The sequence below is a fragment of the Streptomyces sp. NPDC053665 genome (assembly GCF_055585285.1).
This window is the reverse complement of the sequence record NZ_JBVJKK010000006.1, coordinates 341,709-359,319: the sequence shown is the minus strand read 5'-3', so window position 1 is coordinate 359,319 and position 17,611 is coordinate 341,709. Positions and strand designations below refer to the sequence as shown.

Below are 17,611 nucleotides of genomic sequence, written 5' to 3'. Positions count from 1 at the left end.
TCAGCCCAGCTTGCGGAAGAGGCCCTCCTGGACGACGGAGACGACCAGCCGCCCCTCCAGGTCGTAGATCCGGCCCCGGGCCAGGCCACGACCGCCGACCGCGATGGGCGACTCCTGGTCGTAGAGCAGCCAGTCGTCCGCCCGGAAGGGACGGTGGAACCACATGGCGTGGTCCAGCGACGCCATGTCGAAGCCACGCGGCCCCCACAGAGGCTCGACGGGGATGCGCACGGCGTCCAGGAGGGTCATGTCGCTGGCGTAGGTGAGGGCGCAGGTGTGCACGAGGGGGTCGTCGCCGAGCGGCCCGACGGCGCGCATCCACACGGCGCTGCGCGGCTCGGCGTCCCGGACCTCCTCGGTGGTCCAGCGCAGCCGGTCCACATAGCGGATGTCGAAGGGCTGGCGGCGGGCCATCCGCTCCAGCTGCTCGGGCAGGGCGCCCAAATGCTCGCGGATCTCCTCCGTGACCGTCGGCAGGGACTCCGGGTCGGGGACCTTGCGGGCCGGCGGCAGCTGGTGCTCGAAGCTGCCCTCCTCCGGCTTGTGGAAGGACGCGGTGAGATTGAAGATCGTTCGGCCCTGCTGCACGGCGGTGACCCGCCGGGTGGTGAAGGAGCGCCCGTCGCGCACGTGCTCCACCTGGTAGACGATCGGCACGCCCGGCCGGCCCGGTCGCAGGAAGTAGGCGTGCAGCGAGTGCACGGGCCGGTCGCCCTCCGTGGTGCGGCCGGCGGCGACCAGCGCCTGGCCCGCCACCTGCCCGCCGAAGACCCGCTGCAAGGACTCGTCGGGGCTGCGGCCGCGGAAGATGTCGACCTCGATCTGCTCCAGGTCGAGCAGGTCGACGAGACTCTCGGCGGGGTTCGTCGTCATGGGACGGTTCTCCTGTGTTCGCTGCTGCTGCCGGGCCGGTCAGAGCTGGCCGACGTCGGTGACGCGGACGACCGCACGGCCCTCGGCGTCCGAGGCGGTGAGGTCGATCTCGGCGCTGATGCCCCAGTCGTGGTCGCCGTTCGGGTCGTGGAAGATCTGCCGGACCCGCCACAGGGCGTTCTCCGGCTCCTCCTCGATGATGAGCAGCTTCGGCCCGCGGGCGTCGGGACCGGTGCCGAGGTCGTCGTACTCGTCCCAGTACGCGTCCATGGCCTCGCCCCACGCCTCGGCGTCCCAGCCGGACTCGGCGTCCATCTCGCCCAGTTCGCCGACCTGGTCGAGGGCGGCCAGTTCGACCCGGCGGAACATGGCGTTGCGGACCAGGACCCGGAAGGCCCGCGCGTTGGCGGTGACGGGCTTGACCTCGTCGGCCTTCTCCTGGGCCTCCTCGGCGGTCATCTCCTCCGGGTTGGCGAGCTGCTCCCACTCGTCGAGCAGGCTGGAGTCGACCTGGCGCACCATCTCGCCCAGCCACTCGATCAGGTCCTGCAGATCCTCGGACTTCAGATCGTCGGGGACGGTGTGGTCGAGGGCCTTGTAGGCGCTGGCGAGGTAGCGCAGCACGATGCCCTCGGTGCGGGCCAGCTCGTAGTGGGAGACCAACTCGGTGAAGGACAGGGCGCGTTCGTACATGTCCCGGATGACCGACTTCGGCGACAGCGGGTGGTCGCCGACCCAGGGGTGGCTCTTGCGGTACGTGTTGTACGCGTGGAAGAGCAGTTCCTCCAGGGGCTTGGGGTAGGTGATGTCCTGGAGCCGCTCCATGCGCTCCTCGTACTCGACACCGTCCGCCTTCATCTGGGCCACGGCCTCGCCGCGCGCCTTGTTCTGCTGGGCGGCGAGGATCTGCCGCGGGTCGTCCAGGGTCGACTCCACGACGGACACCATGTCGAGCGCGTACGACGGCGACTCGGGGTCGAGCAGTTCGAAGGCGGCCAGGGCGAAGGTGGACAGCGGCTGGTTGAGGGCGAAGTCCTGCTGGAGGTCGACCGTGAGGCGGACGATGCGGCCCTCGGCGTCCGGCTGGTCGAGCTTCTCGACGATGCCGCCGTCGAGCAGCGAGCGGTAGATGGCGATCGCCCGGCGGATGTGCCGCAGTTGCTGCTTGCGCGGCTCGTGGTTGTCCTCCAGGAGGTGGCGCATGGCCTCGAAGGCGTTGCCGGGCCGGGCGATGACCGACAGCAGCATGGTGTGCGTCACGCGGAACCGCGAGGTCAGCGGCTCCGGCTCGGAGGCGATGAGCTTCTCGAAGGTCTGCTCGGACCAGGCGACGAACCCCTCGGGGGCCTTCTTGCGGACGACCTTGCGGCGCTTCTTCGGGTCGTCGCCGGCCTTGGCGAGGGCCTTCTCGTTCTCCACGACGTGCTCGGGCGCCTGGGCGACGACGAAGCCCTCGGTGTCGAAACCGGCCCGCCCGGCGCGGCCCGCGATCTGGTGGAACTCCCGGGCGCGCAGGGTGCGGACACGCGTGCCGTCGTACTTGGTGAGGGCCGTGAACAGCACCGTGCGGATGGGCACGTTGACGCCGACGCCGAGGGTGTCGGTGCCGCAGATGACCTTCAGCAGGCCGGCCTGCGCGAGCTTCTCCACCAGGCGGCGGTACTTGGGCAGCATGCCGGCGTGGTGCACACCGATGCCGTGCCGGACGTAACGGGAGAGGTTGCGGCCGAACTTGGTGGTGAAGCGGAAGTTGCCGATCAGGTCGGCGATCTGCTCCTTCTCCTCCTTCGAGCACATGTTGATGCTCATCAGCGCCTGCGCCCGCTCCACCGCCTGGGCCTGGGTGAAGTGCACGATGTAGACGGGCGCCTGCCGCGCCTGGAGCAGGTCGGTGAGCGTCTCGGTGAGAGGGGTGTAGCGGTACTCGTAGGACAGGGGCACCGGGCGGGTGGCCGAGCGGACCACCGCTGTGGGGCGGCCGGTGCGGCGGGTGAGGTCCTTCTCGAAGAAGGACACGTCACCGAGCGTCGCCGACATCAGCACGAACTGCGCCTGCGGCAGCTCCAGGATCGGGATCTGCCAGGCCCAGCCGCGGTCGCCCTCCGCGTAGAAGTGGAACTCGTCCATCACGACCTGGCCGACGTCCGCGTCCTTGCCGTCGCGCAGCGCGATCGACGCGAGGACCTCGGCGGTGCAGCAGATGACGGGGGCGTCGGCGTTGACCGAGGCGTCACCGGTGAGCATGCCGACGTTCTCGGTACCGAAGATCTTGCACAGTTCGAAGAACTTCTCCGACACCAGCGCCTTGATCGGGGCGGTGTAGAAGGTGACCTCGTCGCGCGCGAGGGCCGCGAAGTGCGCGCCCGCCGCGATCATGCTCTTGCCGGACCCGGTGGGCGTCGACACGATCACGTTCGCGCCGGAGACCACCTCGATCAGCGCCTCCTCCTGGTGGGGGTAGAGCGTGAGCCCCCGCTCGCCGGCCCACGACTCGAAGGCTTCGTACAGGGCGTCGGGGTCGGCGGTCCGCGGCAGCTGATCGATGAGGGTCACGCCCCCATCTTGCCTGGCCCGGTGCCCGATGCGGGAATCGGCTGCGGTCCCGAAGATCACGAACGCTACGCTGGGGCGCCGACCGCGCGTCGGCGCTCCCGGTCAACTGGACAGCGGCACATGAGGAATGGGGCGGGCAACGGCCATGATGGGACCAGCACACTCACTGTCGGGCGCCGCCGCCTGGCTCGGCGTAGGTGCGGCCTCGGCCGCCGCCGGGCACACGATGCCCTGGCCGGTCCTCCTGGTCGGCGCGCTGATCTGCGCCGGTGCCGCCCTCGCTCCGGACCTCGACCACAAGGCGGCCACGATCTCCCGGTCCTTCGGGCCGGTGTCGCGCTGGCTGTGCGAGATCGTCGACAAGCTGTCCTACGCCGTCTACAAGGCGACGAAGAAGCAGGGCGACCCGCGCCGCTCCGGCGGGCACCGCACGCTCACCCACACCTGGCTGTGGGCGGTGCTGATCGGGGCGGGCACGTCGGTGGTGGCCCTCACCGGCGACCGCTGGGGCGTCCTGGCGATCCTCTTCGTGCACATGGTGCTGGCCATCGAGGGCCTGCTGTGGCGTGCCACCCGGGGCTCCAGCAGCGAGGTCCTGGTGTGGCTCCTGGCCGCGACCACCGCGTGGATCCTCGCGGGCGTGCTGGACCAGCCGGGCAACGGCGCGGACTGGCTGTTCACCGCACCGGGCCAGGAGTACCTGTGGCTGGGACTGCCGGTCGTGCTCGGCGCGATCGTGCACGACATCGGCGACGCCCTCACCGTCTCCGGCTGCCCGATCCTGTGGCCCATCCCCGTCGGCCGCAAGCGCTGGTACCCGGTCGGTCCGCCGAAGTTCATGCGCTTCCGGGCGGGCAGCTGGGTGGAGCTGAAGGTACTGATGCCGGTGTTCATGCTGCTCGGCGGGGTGGGCTGCGCGGCGGCGCTCAACGTGATCTGACCGCCTCGCGGGCGTGCGGGCGTGCGGGCGTGCGGGCAGCGGGTGGTCCCTGCGGCCCGACCCGCGGTGGCCGGCCGCGGGAGCTCAGCCGCTGCCGCCGTAGCGCCGCTCGAACGCGGCGACGCGGCCCTCCGTGTCCACCGTGCGGGCCTTGCCCGTGTAGAAGGGGTGGCTCTCCGAGGAGATCTCCACGTCCACCACCGGGTAGGTCTCACCGTCGTCCCACTCGATGGTCTGGTCGCTGGTGGCGGTGGACCGGGTGAGGAACGCGTACCCGGCGGCGCGGTCGCGGAAGACGACGGGGTGGTAGTCGGGGTGCTTGTCCTGCTGCATGGATGCTCCTCGGGCGACTAGGTGACGGAGAGCTCGGGGCGGGCGGCGGGGCGGGGCCGGATCAGCCGGGCAGGGTGTCCTCGTCGACGATGTGCACCGCGGCCTCCTCGGCCGACGCCGCGGCACCGTCGATGCCCACGTCCAAGGCGACCAGCGCGGCCTCCTCGTCCTCGTGGGCACCCTCGTCGGGGGCGACCAGCCGGCCGGAACGGGCCGCGCCGACCTCGTTGTCCAGCAGTTCCCCGTCGGTGCCCGCGCAGTCCCCGATCCCGTCGCCGTCGTCGGCCGCGCCGTCCGGCAGTTCCTCCGCGAGCCGCTGGTCGAGTGTCTCCCCGCGCAGCCGTTCGGCCGCCGTGACGCCCAGGTGCTCGACGGCCCAGGGCCGCTCCGGAGGGGACCAGCCCCGGTCGAGAGGATCGTCGACTCCGTCGTAGTCCAGGGTGTCCTCGGAGTCGAGCACCCCCGTGTCCTCTCTCTGCTCGTTCTGTTCCGGCTGGTAGACGTCGTCTCCCCAGCCGTCGGAGCTGCTCACGGGTACCTCCAGGGGGTGGGACGGGCCCGCTCGCACCAGGGCCCGCGCCGGGCCGCCGCCGCACCGGACGGGGCAGGTGCCGGCGCCCCCGGCGGGATCCGGGCCCGCCGGGGTGCCGCTGCTGTCGCGGCCCCTCCGGCGTTCCCCGAGCCGGTGCCTGTCTCCAGAGTTCCACCGAGCCGCGGGACCCCGCAACGCCAGGCGCCGGCGGCGGCTGCGCCCCGTCGCCCCTCAGCCGTGCCAGGACCGCCACAGGGACGCGTACGCGCCGTCCGCCGCGACCAGTTCGTCATGGCTGCCCAGTTCGCTGATCCGCCCGTTCTCGACCACGGCGATGACGTCCGCGTCGTGCGCGGTGTGCAGCCGGTGGGCGATGGCGACGACCGTGCGGCCGTCGAGGACCCGAGCCAGGGAACGTTCCAGGTGGCGGGCGGCACGCGGGTCGAGCAGGGACGTCGCCTCGTCGAGGACCAGGGTGTGCGGGTCGGCCAGCACCAGGCGGGCCAGCGCGATCTGCTGGGCCTGGGCGGGCGTGAGGCCCAGGCCGCCCGAGCCGACCTCGGTGTCCAGGCCGTCCTCCAGGGCCCGGGCCCAGCCGTCCGCGTCGACGGCCCCCAGCGCGGCCCACAGCTCGGCGTCGACGGCCCCGGACCTGGCCAGCCGGAGGTTGTCGCGCAGGGAGCTCACGAAGACGTGGTGCTCCTGGTTGACCAGCGCCACGTGCTCGCGGACGCGTTCGGCGGGCATCCGGGACAGCTCGGCCTCGCCCAGGGTGATCCGGCCGTCCCGGGGCGCGTAGATGCCGGCGAGCAGCCGCCCCAGCGTGGACTTGCCCGCGCCCGAGGGACCGACCAGGGCCAGCCGTGTGCCGGGGGCGACCTGCAATGACACCTCGCGCAGGACGTCCACGCCCTCCAGATACCCGAAGTGCACCCGGTCGGCGTGCACGTGCCGTCCCTCCGGCGCCACGGTGCGATCGCCCTGGTCGGGCTCGATGTCCCGCACGCCCACCAGCCGGGCCAGGGAGACCTGGGCGACCTGGAGCTCGTCGTACCAGCGCAGGATCAGCCCGACCGGGTCGACGAGCATCTGGGCGATGAGCGCGCCGGTGGTGAGCTGGCCGACGTCGATCCACCCCTGCAGGGCGAACACGCCCCCGATCATGAGCACCGCGCCCAGGACGGTGAAGTGGGTGACGTTGATGACGGGGAAGAGCACCGAGCGCAGCCACAGCGTGTACCGCTCCCAGGCGGTCCACTCCTGGATGCGGCGCTCCGACAGGGCGATGCGGCGGTCGCCGAGGCGGTGTGCCTCGACCGTGCGCCCGGCGTCGACGGTCTCGGCCAGGGCGGCGGCCACGGCGGCGTACCCGGCGGCCTCCGAACGGTACGCCGCGGGCGCCCGGCGGAAGTACCAGCGGCAGCCGGCGATCAGCAGCGGCAGGGCGACCAGCACGGCGAGGGCCAGCGGCGGCGCGGTGACGACCAGCCCGCCCATCAGCAGGACCACCCACACCACACCGATCGACAGCTGCGGCACGGCCTCGCGCATGGCGTTGCCGAGCCGGTCGATGTCGGTGGTGATCCGCGACAGCAGGTCGCCGGTGCCGGCCCGTTCCAGCACACCGGGCGGCAGCCCGACCGACCGGACGAGGAAGTCCTCGCGCAGGTCGGCCAGCATCCGCTCGCCCAGCATCGCGCCGCGCAGCCGCACCTGGCGGACGAACAGGGCCTGCACGAGCAGCGCGGCCAGGAAGAGGCCCGCGGTGAGTTCCAGGCGCAGTTCCCGGGTCCCGTCGGAGACCCGCTCCACGAGCCCGCCCAGCAGCCACGGTCCGGCCATGGAGGCGATGACGGCCACGGTGTTCACGGCGACCAGGGCCGCGAACGCGCGCCGGTGCCGGCGCAGCAGCTCGGTGACGTAGGCGCGGACGGTCGCGGGGGCGCCGACCGGCAGGGTGCTCGCCGTCGTCGGGGCCGCCGGGTCGTAGGCCGGTGGTGCGACGCCGATCATGCCTTCTCCTCGATCTCTTCCAGCTTCCGCAGCATGTCCGCCCCGGTGAGTTCCGCCCGCAGCACGGCCGAAGGGGCCGTCGTGTCCCGCGCGGCCTCGTCGTCCGTCTCGCGGGTGACCACCGACCGGTAGCGGGGCTCGCCCCGGAGCAGCTCGCAGTGCGTCCCGGCCGCCACCACCTCGCCCCCGTGCAGGAACACCACCGAGTCCGCCCGGTCCAGCAGCAGCGGGGAGGAGGTGAACACCACGGTCGTACGCCCGGCGCGCACGTCCCGCAGGCCCGCGGCGATCCGGGCCTCGGTGTGCGAGTCGACCGCCGAGGTCGGTTCGTCGAGCACGAGGACCTGCGGGTCGGTGACCAGTGAGCGGGCGAGGGCGAGCCGCTGCCGCTGACCGCCGGACAGGGACCGGCCGCGCTCGGTGATCCGCGCGTCCATGGGATCGGCGGCCTCCAGCGAGCCCTGTGCCAGCGCCGCCAGCACGTCGTCGCACTGCGCCGCCGTCAGGGCCCGCCGGGGCTCGACCTCGCCCGAGGCGGGTACGTCGAGCAGCTCCCGCAGTGTGCCCGACAGCAGCACCGGGTCCTTGTCCTGGACGAGGACCGCCGACCGGGCGTCGTCCAGCGGGAGTTCGTCGAGCGGGACGCCGCCGAGCAGCGCGGAGGTGCCCTGCTGCGACGGGTGCCCGCCCAGGCGTTCCGCCAGCCGGCCCGCCGCGTCCGGGTCACCGCACACCACCGCCGTGAGACGCCCGGCGGGGGCGAGCAGCCCGGTCTGCGGGTCGTACAGGTCCCCCGAGAGGGAGTGCAGGTCCCCCGAGAGGGAACCGGCCGCCCGTGTGCCCGTGGCCCGCTCCAGCGCCAGCACGCCCGCGGCCCGTCGCGCGGAGGGGCGGGAGAAGGAGTACGCCATGGCGATCTCCTCGAAGTGGCGCAGCGGGTAGCTGAGGATCATCACCGAGCTGTAGACGGTGACCAGTTCGCCGACCGTGATCCGGCCCTGGCGTGCCAGGTGCACGCCGTACCAGACGAGGCCGACGAGCAGCAGCCCGGGCAGCAGCACCTGGATCGCGGCGATCAGGGACCACATGCGGGCGCTGCGCACGGCCGCGTGCCGGACCTCCTGGGAGGCGTCGCGGTAGCGGTCGAGGAACAGCTCCTCGCCGCCGATGCCGCGCAGGACGCGCAGACCGGCGACGGTGTCGGAGGCGAGCTCGGTGGCGCGGCCCGCCTTCTCGCGCTGCACGTCGGCCCGCCGGGTGGCGCGCGGAAGCAGCGGGAGCACGGCGAGGGCCACCACGGGCAGCCCCAGGGCGACGACCACGCCGAGCGCGGGCTGGTGCACCAGCAGCGCCCCGCAGACCAGCACGACGGTGACCACGGCCGCGGTGAACCGGGACAGCGCCTCGACGAACCAGCCGATCTTCTCCACGTCCCCCGTGGAGACCGCCACGACCTCGCCGGCCGCCACCCGCCGGGTCAGCGCCGAGCCCAGCCGTGCGGCCTTGCGGGCGAGGAGCTGCTGGACCCGGGCAGCCGCGGTGATCCAGTTGGTGACGGCCGCGCGGTGCAGGAAGGTGTCGCCGACCGCGCTTCCGGCGCAGGCCAGCGCCAGCAGACCGCCCGCCAGGGCGAGTTGCGACCCGGACCGGTCGACGACTGCCTGCACGGCGACGCCCACGCAGAACGGCAGCGCGGCGACGCAGCCGAAGTGCAGCAGGCCCCAGGCCAGCGCCTTCGTCTGCCCGCCGAGCTGGTTGCGGAACAGCCACCACAGGAAGCGGGAACCCGAACGCGCGTCCGGTACGCCCGGGTCGGGGTACGGAAGGTCTTGGATCTTCATGACGTCCCAGTGGCTCGTGTCAGGCGGAAAGGGGTGAGGACGAGGTGCGAGAGCGAGAGCGAGAGCAAAAGCGAGGGGGAGAGGAGGGCGAGGGGGTGCGGGCCGAAGGCAGCAAACCGTGACAGGTTCGCGGTGCGACGCGGTCGGAGGCAAACGGTTTTCCGTCCACCGCACGCAACCGGCCGCCTGTGCGACCTCGGCCCGTCCTCGCCGGAGCGCGGGTGCGACCATGGGGCGATGAACAACGGAGCGATGCACAGTGGTGGCGTACGACGAGCGGTGGCCGCGACGGCGGTCGTCGCCTCCCTCGTGACGGCCCTGTCCGCGTGCGGCGGTGCGAAGGACGGCCGGACGGACACCGGGCGCCCGGCGACACGCCCCCACGCGACCACGGCCGATCCGACCCGCATCCCCGGTGTCGGCGACCGGCTCCAGCGGCAGATCCCGTCCGGATCCCGCCAGGTCGTCGCGGTCTACGGCGACGGCAAGAACTCCGCCGACTCCAAGGTCGTCCTGTACACCAAGCACGGCTCGGCCTGGCAGCGGGAGCGCGACTGGGCCGGACACAACGGCAAGAAGGGCTGGACCACCGACCACCACGAGGACGACGACCGCAGCCCCGTGGGCGTGTTCACCCTCAGCGACGCAGGCGGCGTGCTGCCGGACCCGGGCTCCGGGCTCCCGTACACACGCTCCGCCGCCTTCGCGGCCCCGCGCTGGTGGGCCAAGTCGCACTGGCACGACTTCGACTACGTCATCGCCATCGACTACAACCGCGTCAAGGGCACCCCGCCCAACGACCCGACCCGGCCGGAGGGTCAGGAGAGGGGGGGCGGGATCTGGCTGCACATGGACCACGGCAGCGGCACGTCGGCCTGCGTCAGCGTGTCCGAGTCGGCGATGAAGTACCTGCTGCGCACGCTCGATCCGCGACAGCATCCTGTGGTGGTGATGGGCGACAGGGCCGACCTGGCCGCCTAGGGCGTTTCGGCACCCGCAGTGTCGCTTCCGCGCCCAACGTGCGTCAGCAGCGGTCGACGCCCGTCACCAGCGGTCGACGCCCGTCACCAGCGCCCCGCGCCCCTCAGCAGCGCTCCGCCGGTGCCCCGTCGATCAGCGTGTCCAGCAGCGCGCCCAGCGTCTCGCGCTGATCCCCCGTCAGCGGAGCGAGGATCTCCTCCGCCGCCGACCTGCGCACGGCGTGCAGCTCGCGCAGCGTGGACCGGCCCTCGTCCGTGAGCTCGATGCGGATCACGCGCCGGTTCGCGGGATCGGGCACGCGCCGCACCAGCCCGCTCGCCTCCAGCCCGTCCACCAGGGTCGTCACGGCGCGCGGCACCACTTCGAGCCGCTCCGCGAGATCGGCCATGCGCGGCGGCGAACCCCAGTGCGCGAGCGTGCGCAGCAGACGCGACTGGGCGGGTGTGACGCCCAGCTCGCGTTGCTGCAGATGGCGCTTCTGGATGCGGTGCACCCGGCGGGTGAGCCGCAGCAACTGCTCGGCGAGCGGTCCGTCGGGGTCGGGCATGGTCATGCGGGGAACAATATCAGGATGACGTTCATTGTGAGTCTAGGTAACAATGAACTACGATCCGACCCGCGACCCGCCACGCCCCCGGCGACACCCCCCGCGAAGGAGCCCATGCGTCCCGACCACGCCATCGCCTGGACCCCGCCCGACGGCATGCAGGAGCAGCCCCGGCAGGTCCGCCGCATCCTCGCCCTGTTCCGCCCCTACCGGGGTCGCCTCGCCGTCGTCGGCCTGCTGGTCGGCGCCGCGTCGCTCGTCTCGGTCGCCACGCCCTTCCTGCTGAAGGAGATCCTGGACGTCGCGATCCCCCAGGGGCGCACCGGCCTGCTCAGCCTGCTCGCCCTCGGCATGATCCTCGGCGCCGTCCTCACCAGCGTCTTCGGGGTCCTGCAGACCCTGATCTCCACGACCGTCGGACAGCGCGTCATGCACGACCTGCGCACCGCCGTGTACGGCCGGCTCCAGCGCATGTCCCTGGCGTTCTTCACCCGCACCCGCACGGGCGAGGTGCAGTCCCGCATCGCCAACGACATCGGCGGCATGCAGGCCACCGTCACCTCCACGGCGACCTCCCTGGTCTCCAACCTGACCAGCGTGGTCGCCACCATCGTCGCGATGATCGCCCTGGACTGGCGGCTGACGATCGTCTCGCTGGTGCTGCTGCCGGTCTTCGTGTGGATCAGCCGCCGGGTCGGCGACGAACGCCGGAAGATCACCACCCGGCGCCAGAAGCAGATGGCCGCCATGGCCGCCACCGTCACCGAGTCGCTCTCGGTCAGCGGCATCCTGCTCGGGCGGACCATGGGCCGCTCCGACTCCCTCACGAAGTCCTTCGCCGACGAGTCCGAGGAACTCGTCGACCTCGAAGTGCGCTCCAGCATGGCCGGCCGGTGGCGCATGGCCGTCATCACCATCGTCATGGCCGCCCTGCCCGCCGTCATCTACTGGACCGCCGGCATGGCCCTCCAGATGGGCGGTCCCAAGGTGTCCATCGGCACGATCGTGGCGTTCGTCTCGCTCCAGCAGGGCCTGTTCCGCCCGGCCGTGAGCCTGCTGTCGACCGGCGTGCAGATCCAGACCTCGCTCGCCCTCTTCCAGCGCATCTTCGAGTACCTCGACCTGCCGGTCGACATCACCGAGCGCCCCGATCCGGTCCGTCTCGACCGCGTCAAGGGCGAGATCCGCTTCGAGGGCGTCTCCTTCGGCTACGGCGACAAGGGCGGCCCGATCCTGGACGGCATCGACCTCACCGTGCCGGCGGGGAGCAGTCTGGCCCTGGTCGGTCCGACCGGGGCCGGCAAGTCGACGCTCGGCTACCTGGTGCCCCGCTTGTACGACGTGACCGACGGGCGCGTCACCCTCGACGGGGTCGACGTGCGCGACCTCGACTTCGACACCCTGGCCCGGGCGGTCGGCGTCGTCTCGCAGGAGACGTACCTCTTCCACGCCTCGGTCGCCGACAACCTGCGCTTCGCCAAGCCGGACGCGACCGACGAGGAACTCAGGCGGGCGGCGGAGGCGGCCCAGATCCACGACCACATCGCCTCCCTGCCCGACGGCTACGACACCGTCGTAGGCGAGCGCGGGCACCGCTTCTCCGGCGGCGAGAAGCAGCGCCTGGCCATCGCCCGCACCATCCTGCGCGACCCGCCGGTCCTCATCCTCGACGAGGCGACCAGCGCGCTGGACACCCGGACCGAGGCGGCCGTCCAGGATGCGATCGACGCCCTGACGGCGAACCGCACCACGCTGACCATCGCCCACCGGCTCTCCACCGTGCGGGGCGCCGACCAGATCGTCGTCCTCGACGCGGGACGCGCGGTCGAACGCGGCACCCACGAACAACTGCTGGAACAGGACGGCCGGTACGCCGCGCTGGTACGCCGGGACGCCCAACTGCAACCGACAAAATGAAAATATGCCGGGTTTGTGACGATATGCGGGTTACCGTGCCCGCATGCAGAAGAACACTCCGCCACGGAGCACGATTCGACTGACGCGCCGGGGCCGCATCGCCCTCGTCGCGACCGGAGCCGTCGTGGTCGGTACCGCCGTGGCGGTGCCGCTGCTGACGCTGACTCCCGAGGAGGACCCTCGGCCCACGGCCCTGGTCGTCCCGGAGGGCTGGCGCGCGACGCAGGTCTACACGGCCGTCGACAAGGCCCTCGAACTGCCCGCGGGCAGCACGAAGAAGGTCGTCGCCAAGGCCGCGTTGAAACTGCCGAACGACGCCGACGGCAACCCCGAGGGCTACCTCTTCCCGGCGACCTACCCGCTGGGCGGGAAGACCACGCCCGAGAAGCTGCTGACGCTGATGGTCGACACCGCCAACGAGAAGTTCAACGGCGCGCCCATCGCCGCGGGGGCGCAGCGCAACGCCATGAACGTCTACCAGGCCGTCACGATCGCCAGCATCGTCCAGGCGGAGGCGGCCACCAAGGCGGACATGGGGAAGGTCGCCCGGGTCGTCTTCAACCGCCTGGAGCGCGGCATGCCGCTGCAGATGGACTCCACCCTCAACTACGCCCTCGGCCGCTCCACCCTCCGTACGACGCTGCGCGACACCCGGATGGACAGCCCCTACAACTCGTACCAGCGCATGGGGCTGCCGCCGACGCCCATCGACAACCCCGGCGAGGAGGCGATGCGCGCGGCCGTCAACCCGCCCCCCGGCGACTGGCTGTACTTCGTCACGGTCCGCCCGGGCGACACCCGCTTCACCGCCGACTACCAGGAACACCAGCGCAACGTCGCGGAGTTCAACGCCCACCAGAAGAGCGCCGGGGCACGGGCGGCCGGATGAGGCGAGGGCGGACGGGCTACGCCGCGGCCCGCTCCCCGCTCAGCAACCGCCTGATGTCGCGGACCGCCGCACGGCCCGCGCGGTTGGCTCCGATCGTGCTGGCCGAGGGACCGTAGCCGACCAGGTGGACCCGCGGGTCCGCGGCCGCGCGCGTGCCCTCCATGCGGATGCCGCCGCCGGGGCCGCGCAGCCGCAGCGGGGCGAGGTGGTCGATCGCGGCGCGGAAACCGGTGGCCCAGAGGATGACGTCGGCGTCGACGTGCCGGCCGTCCTTCCACTCCACGCCTGCCGGGGTGATGCGGTCGAACATCGGCTGCCGGTCCAGCACCCCGTCCTCGATGCCCTGCCGGATCGCGTCGTTCAGCGGCAGCCCGGTGACCGAGACGACGCTGCGGGGCGGCAGTCCCTGCCGGACCCGCTCCTCGACGAGCGCGACCGCGGCCCGGCCGGCGCCCTCGTCGAACGGACCCTCGCGGAACACGGGCGGGCGCCGGGTCACCCAGGTGGTGGCCGCCGCGTGCCCGGCGATCTCCAGTAGATGCTGGGTGCCCGAGGCGCCGCCGCCCACCACGACGACCCGCTGCCCGGTGAACTCCTCGGGCCCGGGGTACTGCGCGGTGTGCAGCTGCCGCCCGCGGAAGGTCTCCTGACCCGGGTAGCGCGGCCAGAACGGCCGGTCCCAGGTGCCGGTGGCGTTGACCAGCGTCCGCGTCGACCAGGTGCCGTCCGAGGTCTCCACCAGCAGCCGGCCGCCCGTGCCCTCGCGCACGGCCCGCACCCCGACCGGGCGCCTGACCCGCAGGTCGAAGGCCCGCTCGTACCGGTCGAAGTACTCGCTGATCACCTCGGCGGACGGCCGCGCGGGGTCCGCGTCCGTCAGCTCCATGCCCGGCAGCGCGTGCATCCCGTGCACCTTGCCGTACGTGAGCGACGGCCAGCGGAACTGCCAGGCGCCCCCGGGGCCGGGGGAGTGGTCCAGCACCACGAAGTCGCGCTCCGGCTCGAAGCCGGAGCGCCGCAGGTGGTAGGCGGCCGCCAGACCGGCCTGGCCGGCGCCGATGACAACGGTCTCGACCTCACGCGGGTTGTTCACATTTCTACCAACAGTCCCGGGGGGCGTGGATCTTCCCGACGGGCGGGGCGCCCCGGAGGCGGCGGACGCATGGGCCAGGATGGAGGGCATGTCTGATGCCTTCACCACTCGAGTCCTGAACGTCAGCACCGGATCCGCGGAGAGGGTCCTCGACATCACCGGCGACTGCGAGTCCTTCCTGCGCGAGGCCGCCGCCGGCCGCGACGGCCTGCTCAACGTCTTCGTGCCGCACGCCACCGCCGGGATCGCCGTCCTCGAGACCGGTGCCGGCAGCGACGACGACCTGCTGTCCGCGCTGCACACCCTGCTGCCCGCCGACGACCGCTGGCAGCACCGGCACGGCAGCCCGGGCCACGGCCGGGACCACGTCCTGCCCGCCCTGGTCCCGCCGCACGCGACCCTGCCGGTCGTCGACGGCCGGCTGCAACTGGGCACCTGGCAGTCGGTGTGCCTGGTGGACACCAACAAGGACAACCCGGACCGCACGGTGCGGCTGAGCTTCCTGGGCTGACCCCGCCGCGTCCTCGCTCCCGGGCGAACCGAACACCCATCCCGTACCGGCGTTCCTCCCGGGTGGCCGATGACGGCTTCACGTCGAAGGCGTGACAAACGGTGCTGGTCGGCGCCGTGCCCGCTCTGCCATGCTCGTGGCAGATCCCGGGACAGGGCGCGAGGGCCCGCGGGGGCCGGGCAGGTACACCTCGATGACCTGCCCGGCCGTTCCTCTGTCCGGGGGCGTTCAGGGGCGCTCCCGGACACCAGGACACCTGGAGACCTGGAGAGCCGGACACCCGGAGCAGGGGGCGGCAAGGGGGGGGGGCGGGCGCTCAGACCCAGCCCGACTCGGTGGCGATCCGGATGGCGTCGATGCGGTTGCGGCCGCCCGTCTTGCGCGTGATCGCCGACAGGTGGTTGCGGACCGTCGCCACGGACAGGCACAGCCGCTCGGCGATCTCCCGCGTGGGCGTGCCGTCGGCGGTCAGCCGCAGCACCTCCACCTCGCGCGGCGTCAGCGGGTTCACGCCCGCGTCCAGCGCGGCCAGCGCGAACTCCGGGTCGACGAAGCGCTGCCCCCGCACCAGCTTGCGGACCCCGTACACCAGCCGGTCCGGCGGGGCGTTGGTGCTGATGACACCGGCGGCGTGCAGATCCAGCATGCGGCGCAGCCGCTCGGGTGTCGTCGAGGCCATCACCAGCAGCATCCGGCACTCCGGCAGCCGCTCCCGCAGCTCACCCCGGACCGCCAGTTCCTCGCCCTCGCGGGAGTCCACGTCGATCACGGCCACGTCGGGCCGGCACGCCACCGCGCGGGCGAGCACGTCCCCCTCGCCGTCGGCCTCGGCGACGACCTCGATGTCGTCCTCGTGCGACAGCAGGGCGGCGAACGCTCCCCGCACGAGACGGGTGTGCTCGACGAGCAGAACGCGGATCACGCTCGGATTATCGCCGCCCGCACCGCGGATTTCAGGTCGGGCCGCCCGCGCGTCCGGTCGAGTGGTGAGGCCCATGGGGCGGGCGTACCGTCGAACGGTGGACACCGCAGGCAGCAGCCCGCAGCCGGCCGCACCACAGGCGACCACCACCAAGGAGACCGGTGGTGGCGGAAACGTCATGGCGCTTCTGGTCATCGCCTCATGCCAGCTGATGGTGGTTCTCGACATCACCATCGTCAACATCGCCCTGCCGCACATCCAGAGCAGCCTCGAGTTCTCCACCACGAGCCTGTCGTGGGTGGTGAACGCCTACACGCTCACCTTCGGCGGCCTGCTGCTCCTCGGCGGCCGGGCCGGTGACATCCTGGGCCGGCGGCGGGTGTTCGTCTTCGGCGTGCTGCTCTTCGTGTTCGCCTCCCTGCTCGGCGGGTTCGCCCAGAACCCCGGCCAACTCCTCGGCGCACGCGCCCTCCAGGGCGTCGGCGGTGCCATCGCCTCCCCGACCTCCCTCGCCCTGATCAGCACCACGTTCCGCGAGGGACCGGAACGCAACCGCGCGTTCGGGGTCTTCGCCGCGGTCTCGGCGGGCGGCGGCGCGATCGGCCTGCTGGCGGGCGGGATGCTGGTGGAGTGGCTCAACTGGCGGTGGGTGCTGTTCGTCAACGTGCCCATCGGCCTGCTCATCGTGCTCGCCACCCCCAAGTGGATCCGCGAGTCCGAGCGCCATCCCGGGCGCTTCGACATCGTCGGCGCCCTCACCTCCACCGCGGGCATGGTGCTGCTCGTCTACGGGTTCATCCGGGCCGCGCAGGACGGCTGGCGGGATCCGCTCACCCTGGCCTCGTTCGCCGGGGCGGTCGTGCTCCTGATCGCCTTCATCCTGATCGAGCGGCGTTCCAGACAACCCATCACGCCGCTGCACATGTTCGCCGACCGCAACCGCGCGGGCACCTACGGCATCATGCTGTGCCTCGCCGCCGCGATCTTCGGGATGTTCTTCTTCCTCACGCTGTTCGTGCAGAACGTGCTGGGCTTCAGCCCCTTGGCCGCAGGTCTCGCCTTCCTGCCGGTCAGCGCGGTCATCGCCGTCGGCGCCGGACTGGCCTCGCGGTTCCTGCCCGTGTACGGACCCAAGCCGTTCATGGTGATGGGCGCGATCCTGGCGGCGGCCGGACTGTCCTGGCTCACCCTGACCGACGTGCACTCCACCTACGCGGGCAGCGTCCTCGGGCCGATGCTCGTCTTCAGCCTCGGCATGGGCATGGAGTTCGTCTCGCTGACCCTCATGGCCCTGTCCAACGTGCCCACCCCCGAGACGGGCGCGGCGTCCGGCCTCCTCAACGCCACCCAGCAGGTCGGCGGCTCCCTCGGCCTGTCCATCCTGGTGACGATGTACGGCACGGCCAGCACCAACGAGGCCGAGAAGCAGGTCCCCGCCTTCCTGCGCCAGGCGACGCCGGTGGAACGCCTGCGGTTCGAGCGCACCGGGCAGCTGCCCAAACCCTGGTCCGACGAGATCCTCACCGCCGGCGTCTCGGCCGCGTTCGTCACGGCAGCCGTCTTCACCGCCGTGGCCGCCCTGATCGCCCTGGTCGTCATCCAGGTCCGCCCCTCCGACCTGGAACGCCTCAAGGGCGGGGCGACCCCCGGCCCGATGTGAGCCCGG

Annotated in this window: 15 protein-coding genes; 6 read left to right on the top strand and 9 right to left on the bottom strand. The window is 72.3% G+C overall.

Going from position 1 to position 17,611, the window contains the following annotated elements; genetic code table 11:
* Positions 1-873: an acyl-CoA thioesterase gene (locus tag ACZ6ZN_RS24910; protein ID WP_369198503.1), complete on the bottom strand. Its 873-nt coding sequence runs from the start codon at positions 871-873 to the stop codon at positions 1-3.
* Positions 874-912: 39 nt separating this feature from the next.
* Positions 913-3,426: a DEAD/DEAH box helicase gene (locus tag ACZ6ZN_RS24905; protein WP_451878159.1), complete on the bottom strand. Its 2,514-nt coding sequence runs from the start codon at positions 3,424-3,426 to the stop codon at positions 913-915.
* A gap of 145 nt (positions 3,427-3,571) precedes the next feature.
* Here ACZ6ZN_RS24905 and ACZ6ZN_RS24900 point away from each other — a divergent pair, with 145 nt between their 5' ends.
* Entirely contained in the window at positions 3,572-4,366 is a 795-nt protein-coding gene (locus ACZ6ZN_RS24900) for a metal-dependent hydrolase (RefSeq protein WP_398108531.1), read from the top strand.
* A gap of 84 nt (positions 4,367-4,450) precedes the next feature.
* On the opposite strand, the gene ACZ6ZN_RS24895 is transcribed toward ACZ6ZN_RS24900, so the two are convergent.
* The 4 genes from ACZ6ZN_RS24895 to ACZ6ZN_RS24880 form a co-directional block, all read right to left on the bottom strand.
* A complete protein-coding gene (locus ACZ6ZN_RS24895) occupies positions 4,451-4,699 on the bottom strand; it encodes a type B 50S ribosomal protein L31 (protein WP_369198500.1) in 249 nt (82 codons plus the stop codon).
* A 61-nt stretch (positions 4,700-4,760) separates the two neighbouring features.
* The gene (locus ACZ6ZN_RS24890) at positions 4,761-5,231 is read right to left on the bottom strand and encodes a DUF5709 domain-containing protein (protein WP_451878161.1); all 471 of its coding nucleotides are present in this window, start codon (positions 5,229-5,231) and stop codon (positions 4,761-4,763) included.
* A gap of 231 nt (positions 5,232-5,462) precedes the next feature.
* Positions 5,463-7,244 (bottom strand): ABC transporter ATP-binding protein, encoded by a 1,782-nt coding sequence (locus tag ACZ6ZN_RS24885; RefSeq protein ID WP_469649553.1) that lies wholly within the window; start codon positions 7,242-7,244, stop codon positions 5,463-5,465.
* The gene (locus tag ACZ6ZN_RS24880) at positions 7,241-9,085 is read right to left on the bottom strand and encodes an ABC transporter transmembrane domain-containing protein (RefSeq protein WP_469649550.1); all 1,845 of its coding nucleotides are present in this window, start codon (positions 9,083-9,085) and stop codon (positions 7,241-7,243) included. The genes ACZ6ZN_RS24885 and ACZ6ZN_RS24880 overlap by 4 nt, the downstream gene beginning before the upstream one ends.
* A 252-nt stretch (positions 9,086-9,337) precedes the next feature.
* On the opposite strand from ACZ6ZN_RS24880, the gene ACZ6ZN_RS24875 reads away from it, so the two are divergent.
* On the top strand, positions 9,338-10,066 hold the full coding sequence (locus tag ACZ6ZN_RS24875; RefSeq protein ID WP_469649853.1) for a L,D-transpeptidase family protein: 729 nt from the start codon (positions 9,338-9,340) through the stop codon (positions 10,064-10,066).
* 103 nt (positions 10,067-10,169) lie between these two features.
* On the opposite strand, the gene ACZ6ZN_RS24870 is transcribed toward ACZ6ZN_RS24875, so the two are convergent.
* The gene (locus tag ACZ6ZN_RS24870; RefSeq protein WP_398108526.1) at positions 10,170-10,619 is read right to left on the bottom strand and encodes a MarR family winged helix-turn-helix transcriptional regulator; all 450 of its coding nucleotides are present in this window, start codon (positions 10,617-10,619) and stop codon (positions 10,170-10,172) included.
* 108 nt (positions 10,620-10,727) lie between these two features.
* Between ACZ6ZN_RS24870 and ACZ6ZN_RS24865 the strand changes: the two genes are divergently transcribed.
* Together ACZ6ZN_RS24865 and mltG are read left to right on the top strand one after the other, a co-directional pair.
* Positions 10,728-12,530: an ABC transporter ATP-binding protein gene (locus tag ACZ6ZN_RS24865; protein WP_469649547.1), complete on the top strand. Its 1,803-nt coding sequence runs from the start codon at positions 10,728-10,730 to the stop codon at positions 12,528-12,530.
* Positions 12,531-12,573: 43 nt separating this feature from the next.
* On the top strand, positions 12,574-13,419 hold the full coding sequence (mltG, locus tag ACZ6ZN_RS24860; protein ID WP_398108524.1) for an endolytic transglycosylase MltG: 846 nt from the start codon (positions 12,574-12,576) through the stop codon (positions 13,417-13,419).
* A 16-nt stretch (positions 13,420-13,435) separates the two neighbouring features.
* Here mltG and ACZ6ZN_RS24855 read toward each other — a convergent pair whose 3' ends face one another.
* Positions 13,436-14,512, bottom strand: a complete 1,077-nt coding sequence (locus ACZ6ZN_RS24855) for an NAD(P)-binding domain-containing protein (RefSeq protein ID WP_469649542.1) — start codon at positions 14,510-14,512, stop codon at positions 13,436-13,438.
* A gap of 88 nt (positions 14,513-14,600) precedes the next feature.
* On the opposite strand from ACZ6ZN_RS24855, the gene ACZ6ZN_RS24850 reads away from it, so the two are divergent.
* Positions 14,601-15,023, top strand: a complete 423-nt coding sequence (locus ACZ6ZN_RS24850) for a secondary thiamine-phosphate synthase enzyme YjbQ (RefSeq protein WP_451878167.1) — start codon at positions 14,601-14,603, stop codon at positions 15,021-15,023.
* A gap of 316 nt (positions 15,024-15,339) precedes the next feature.
* Here ACZ6ZN_RS24850 and ACZ6ZN_RS24845 read toward each other — a convergent pair whose 3' ends face one another.
* Positions 15,340-15,945, bottom strand: coding sequence for a response regulator transcription factor (locus tag ACZ6ZN_RS24845; RefSeq protein WP_398108521.1), 606 nt, complete (start codon positions 15,943-15,945; stop codon positions 15,340-15,342).
* Between the two features lie 178 nt (positions 15,946-16,123).
* Between ACZ6ZN_RS24845 and ACZ6ZN_RS24840 the strand changes: the two genes are divergently transcribed.
* Entirely contained in the window at positions 16,124-17,605 is a 1,482-nt protein-coding gene (locus ACZ6ZN_RS24840) for an MFS transporter (protein ID WP_398108720.1), read from the top strand.
* Positions 17,606-17,611 lie beyond the last annotated feature (6 nt).

Excerpts from the sequence above, each read along its gene's own strand:
- ACZ6ZN_RS24910 (WP_369198503.1), bottom strand. The coding sequence starts at position 873 with ATGACGACGAACCCCGCCGAGAGTCTCGTCGACCTGCTCGACCTGGAG.
- ACZ6ZN_RS24900 (WP_398108531.1), top strand. The coding sequence starts at position 3,572 with ATGATGGGACCAGCACACTCACTGTCGGGCGCCGCCGCCTGGCTCGGC.
- ACZ6ZN_RS24895 (WP_369198500.1), bottom strand. The coding sequence starts at position 4,699 with ATGCAGCAGGACAAGCACCCCGACTACCACCCCGTCGTCTTCCGCGAC.
- ACZ6ZN_RS24885 (WP_469649553.1), bottom strand. The coding sequence starts at position 7,244 with ATGATCGGCGTCGCACCACCGGCCTACGACCCGGCGGCCCCGACGACG.
- ACZ6ZN_RS24880 (WP_469649550.1), bottom strand. The coding sequence starts at position 9,085 with ATGAAGATCCAAGACCTTCCGTACCCCGACCCGGGCGTACCGGACGCG.
- ACZ6ZN_RS24875 (WP_469649853.1), top strand. The coding sequence starts at position 9,338 with ATGCACAGTGGTGGCGTACGACGAGCGGTGGCCGCGACGGCGGTCGTC.
- ACZ6ZN_RS24870 (WP_398108526.1), bottom strand. The coding sequence starts at position 10,619 with ATGACCATGCCCGACCCCGACGGACCGCTCGCCGAGCAGTTGCTGCGG.
- ACZ6ZN_RS24865 (WP_469649547.1), top strand. The coding sequence starts at position 10,728 with ATGCGTCCCGACCACGCCATCGCCTGGACCCCGCCCGACGGCATGCAG.
- mltG (WP_398108524.1), top strand. The coding sequence starts at position 12,574 with ATGCAGAAGAACACTCCGCCACGGAGCACGATTCGACTGACGCGCCGG.
- ACZ6ZN_RS24850 (WP_451878167.1), top strand. The coding sequence starts at position 14,601 with ATGTCTGATGCCTTCACCACTCGAGTCCTGAACGTCAGCACCGGATCC.
- ACZ6ZN_RS24840 (WP_398108720.1), top strand. The coding sequence starts at position 16,124 with ATGGCGCTTCTGGTCATCGCCTCATGCCAGCTGATGGTGGTTCTCGAC.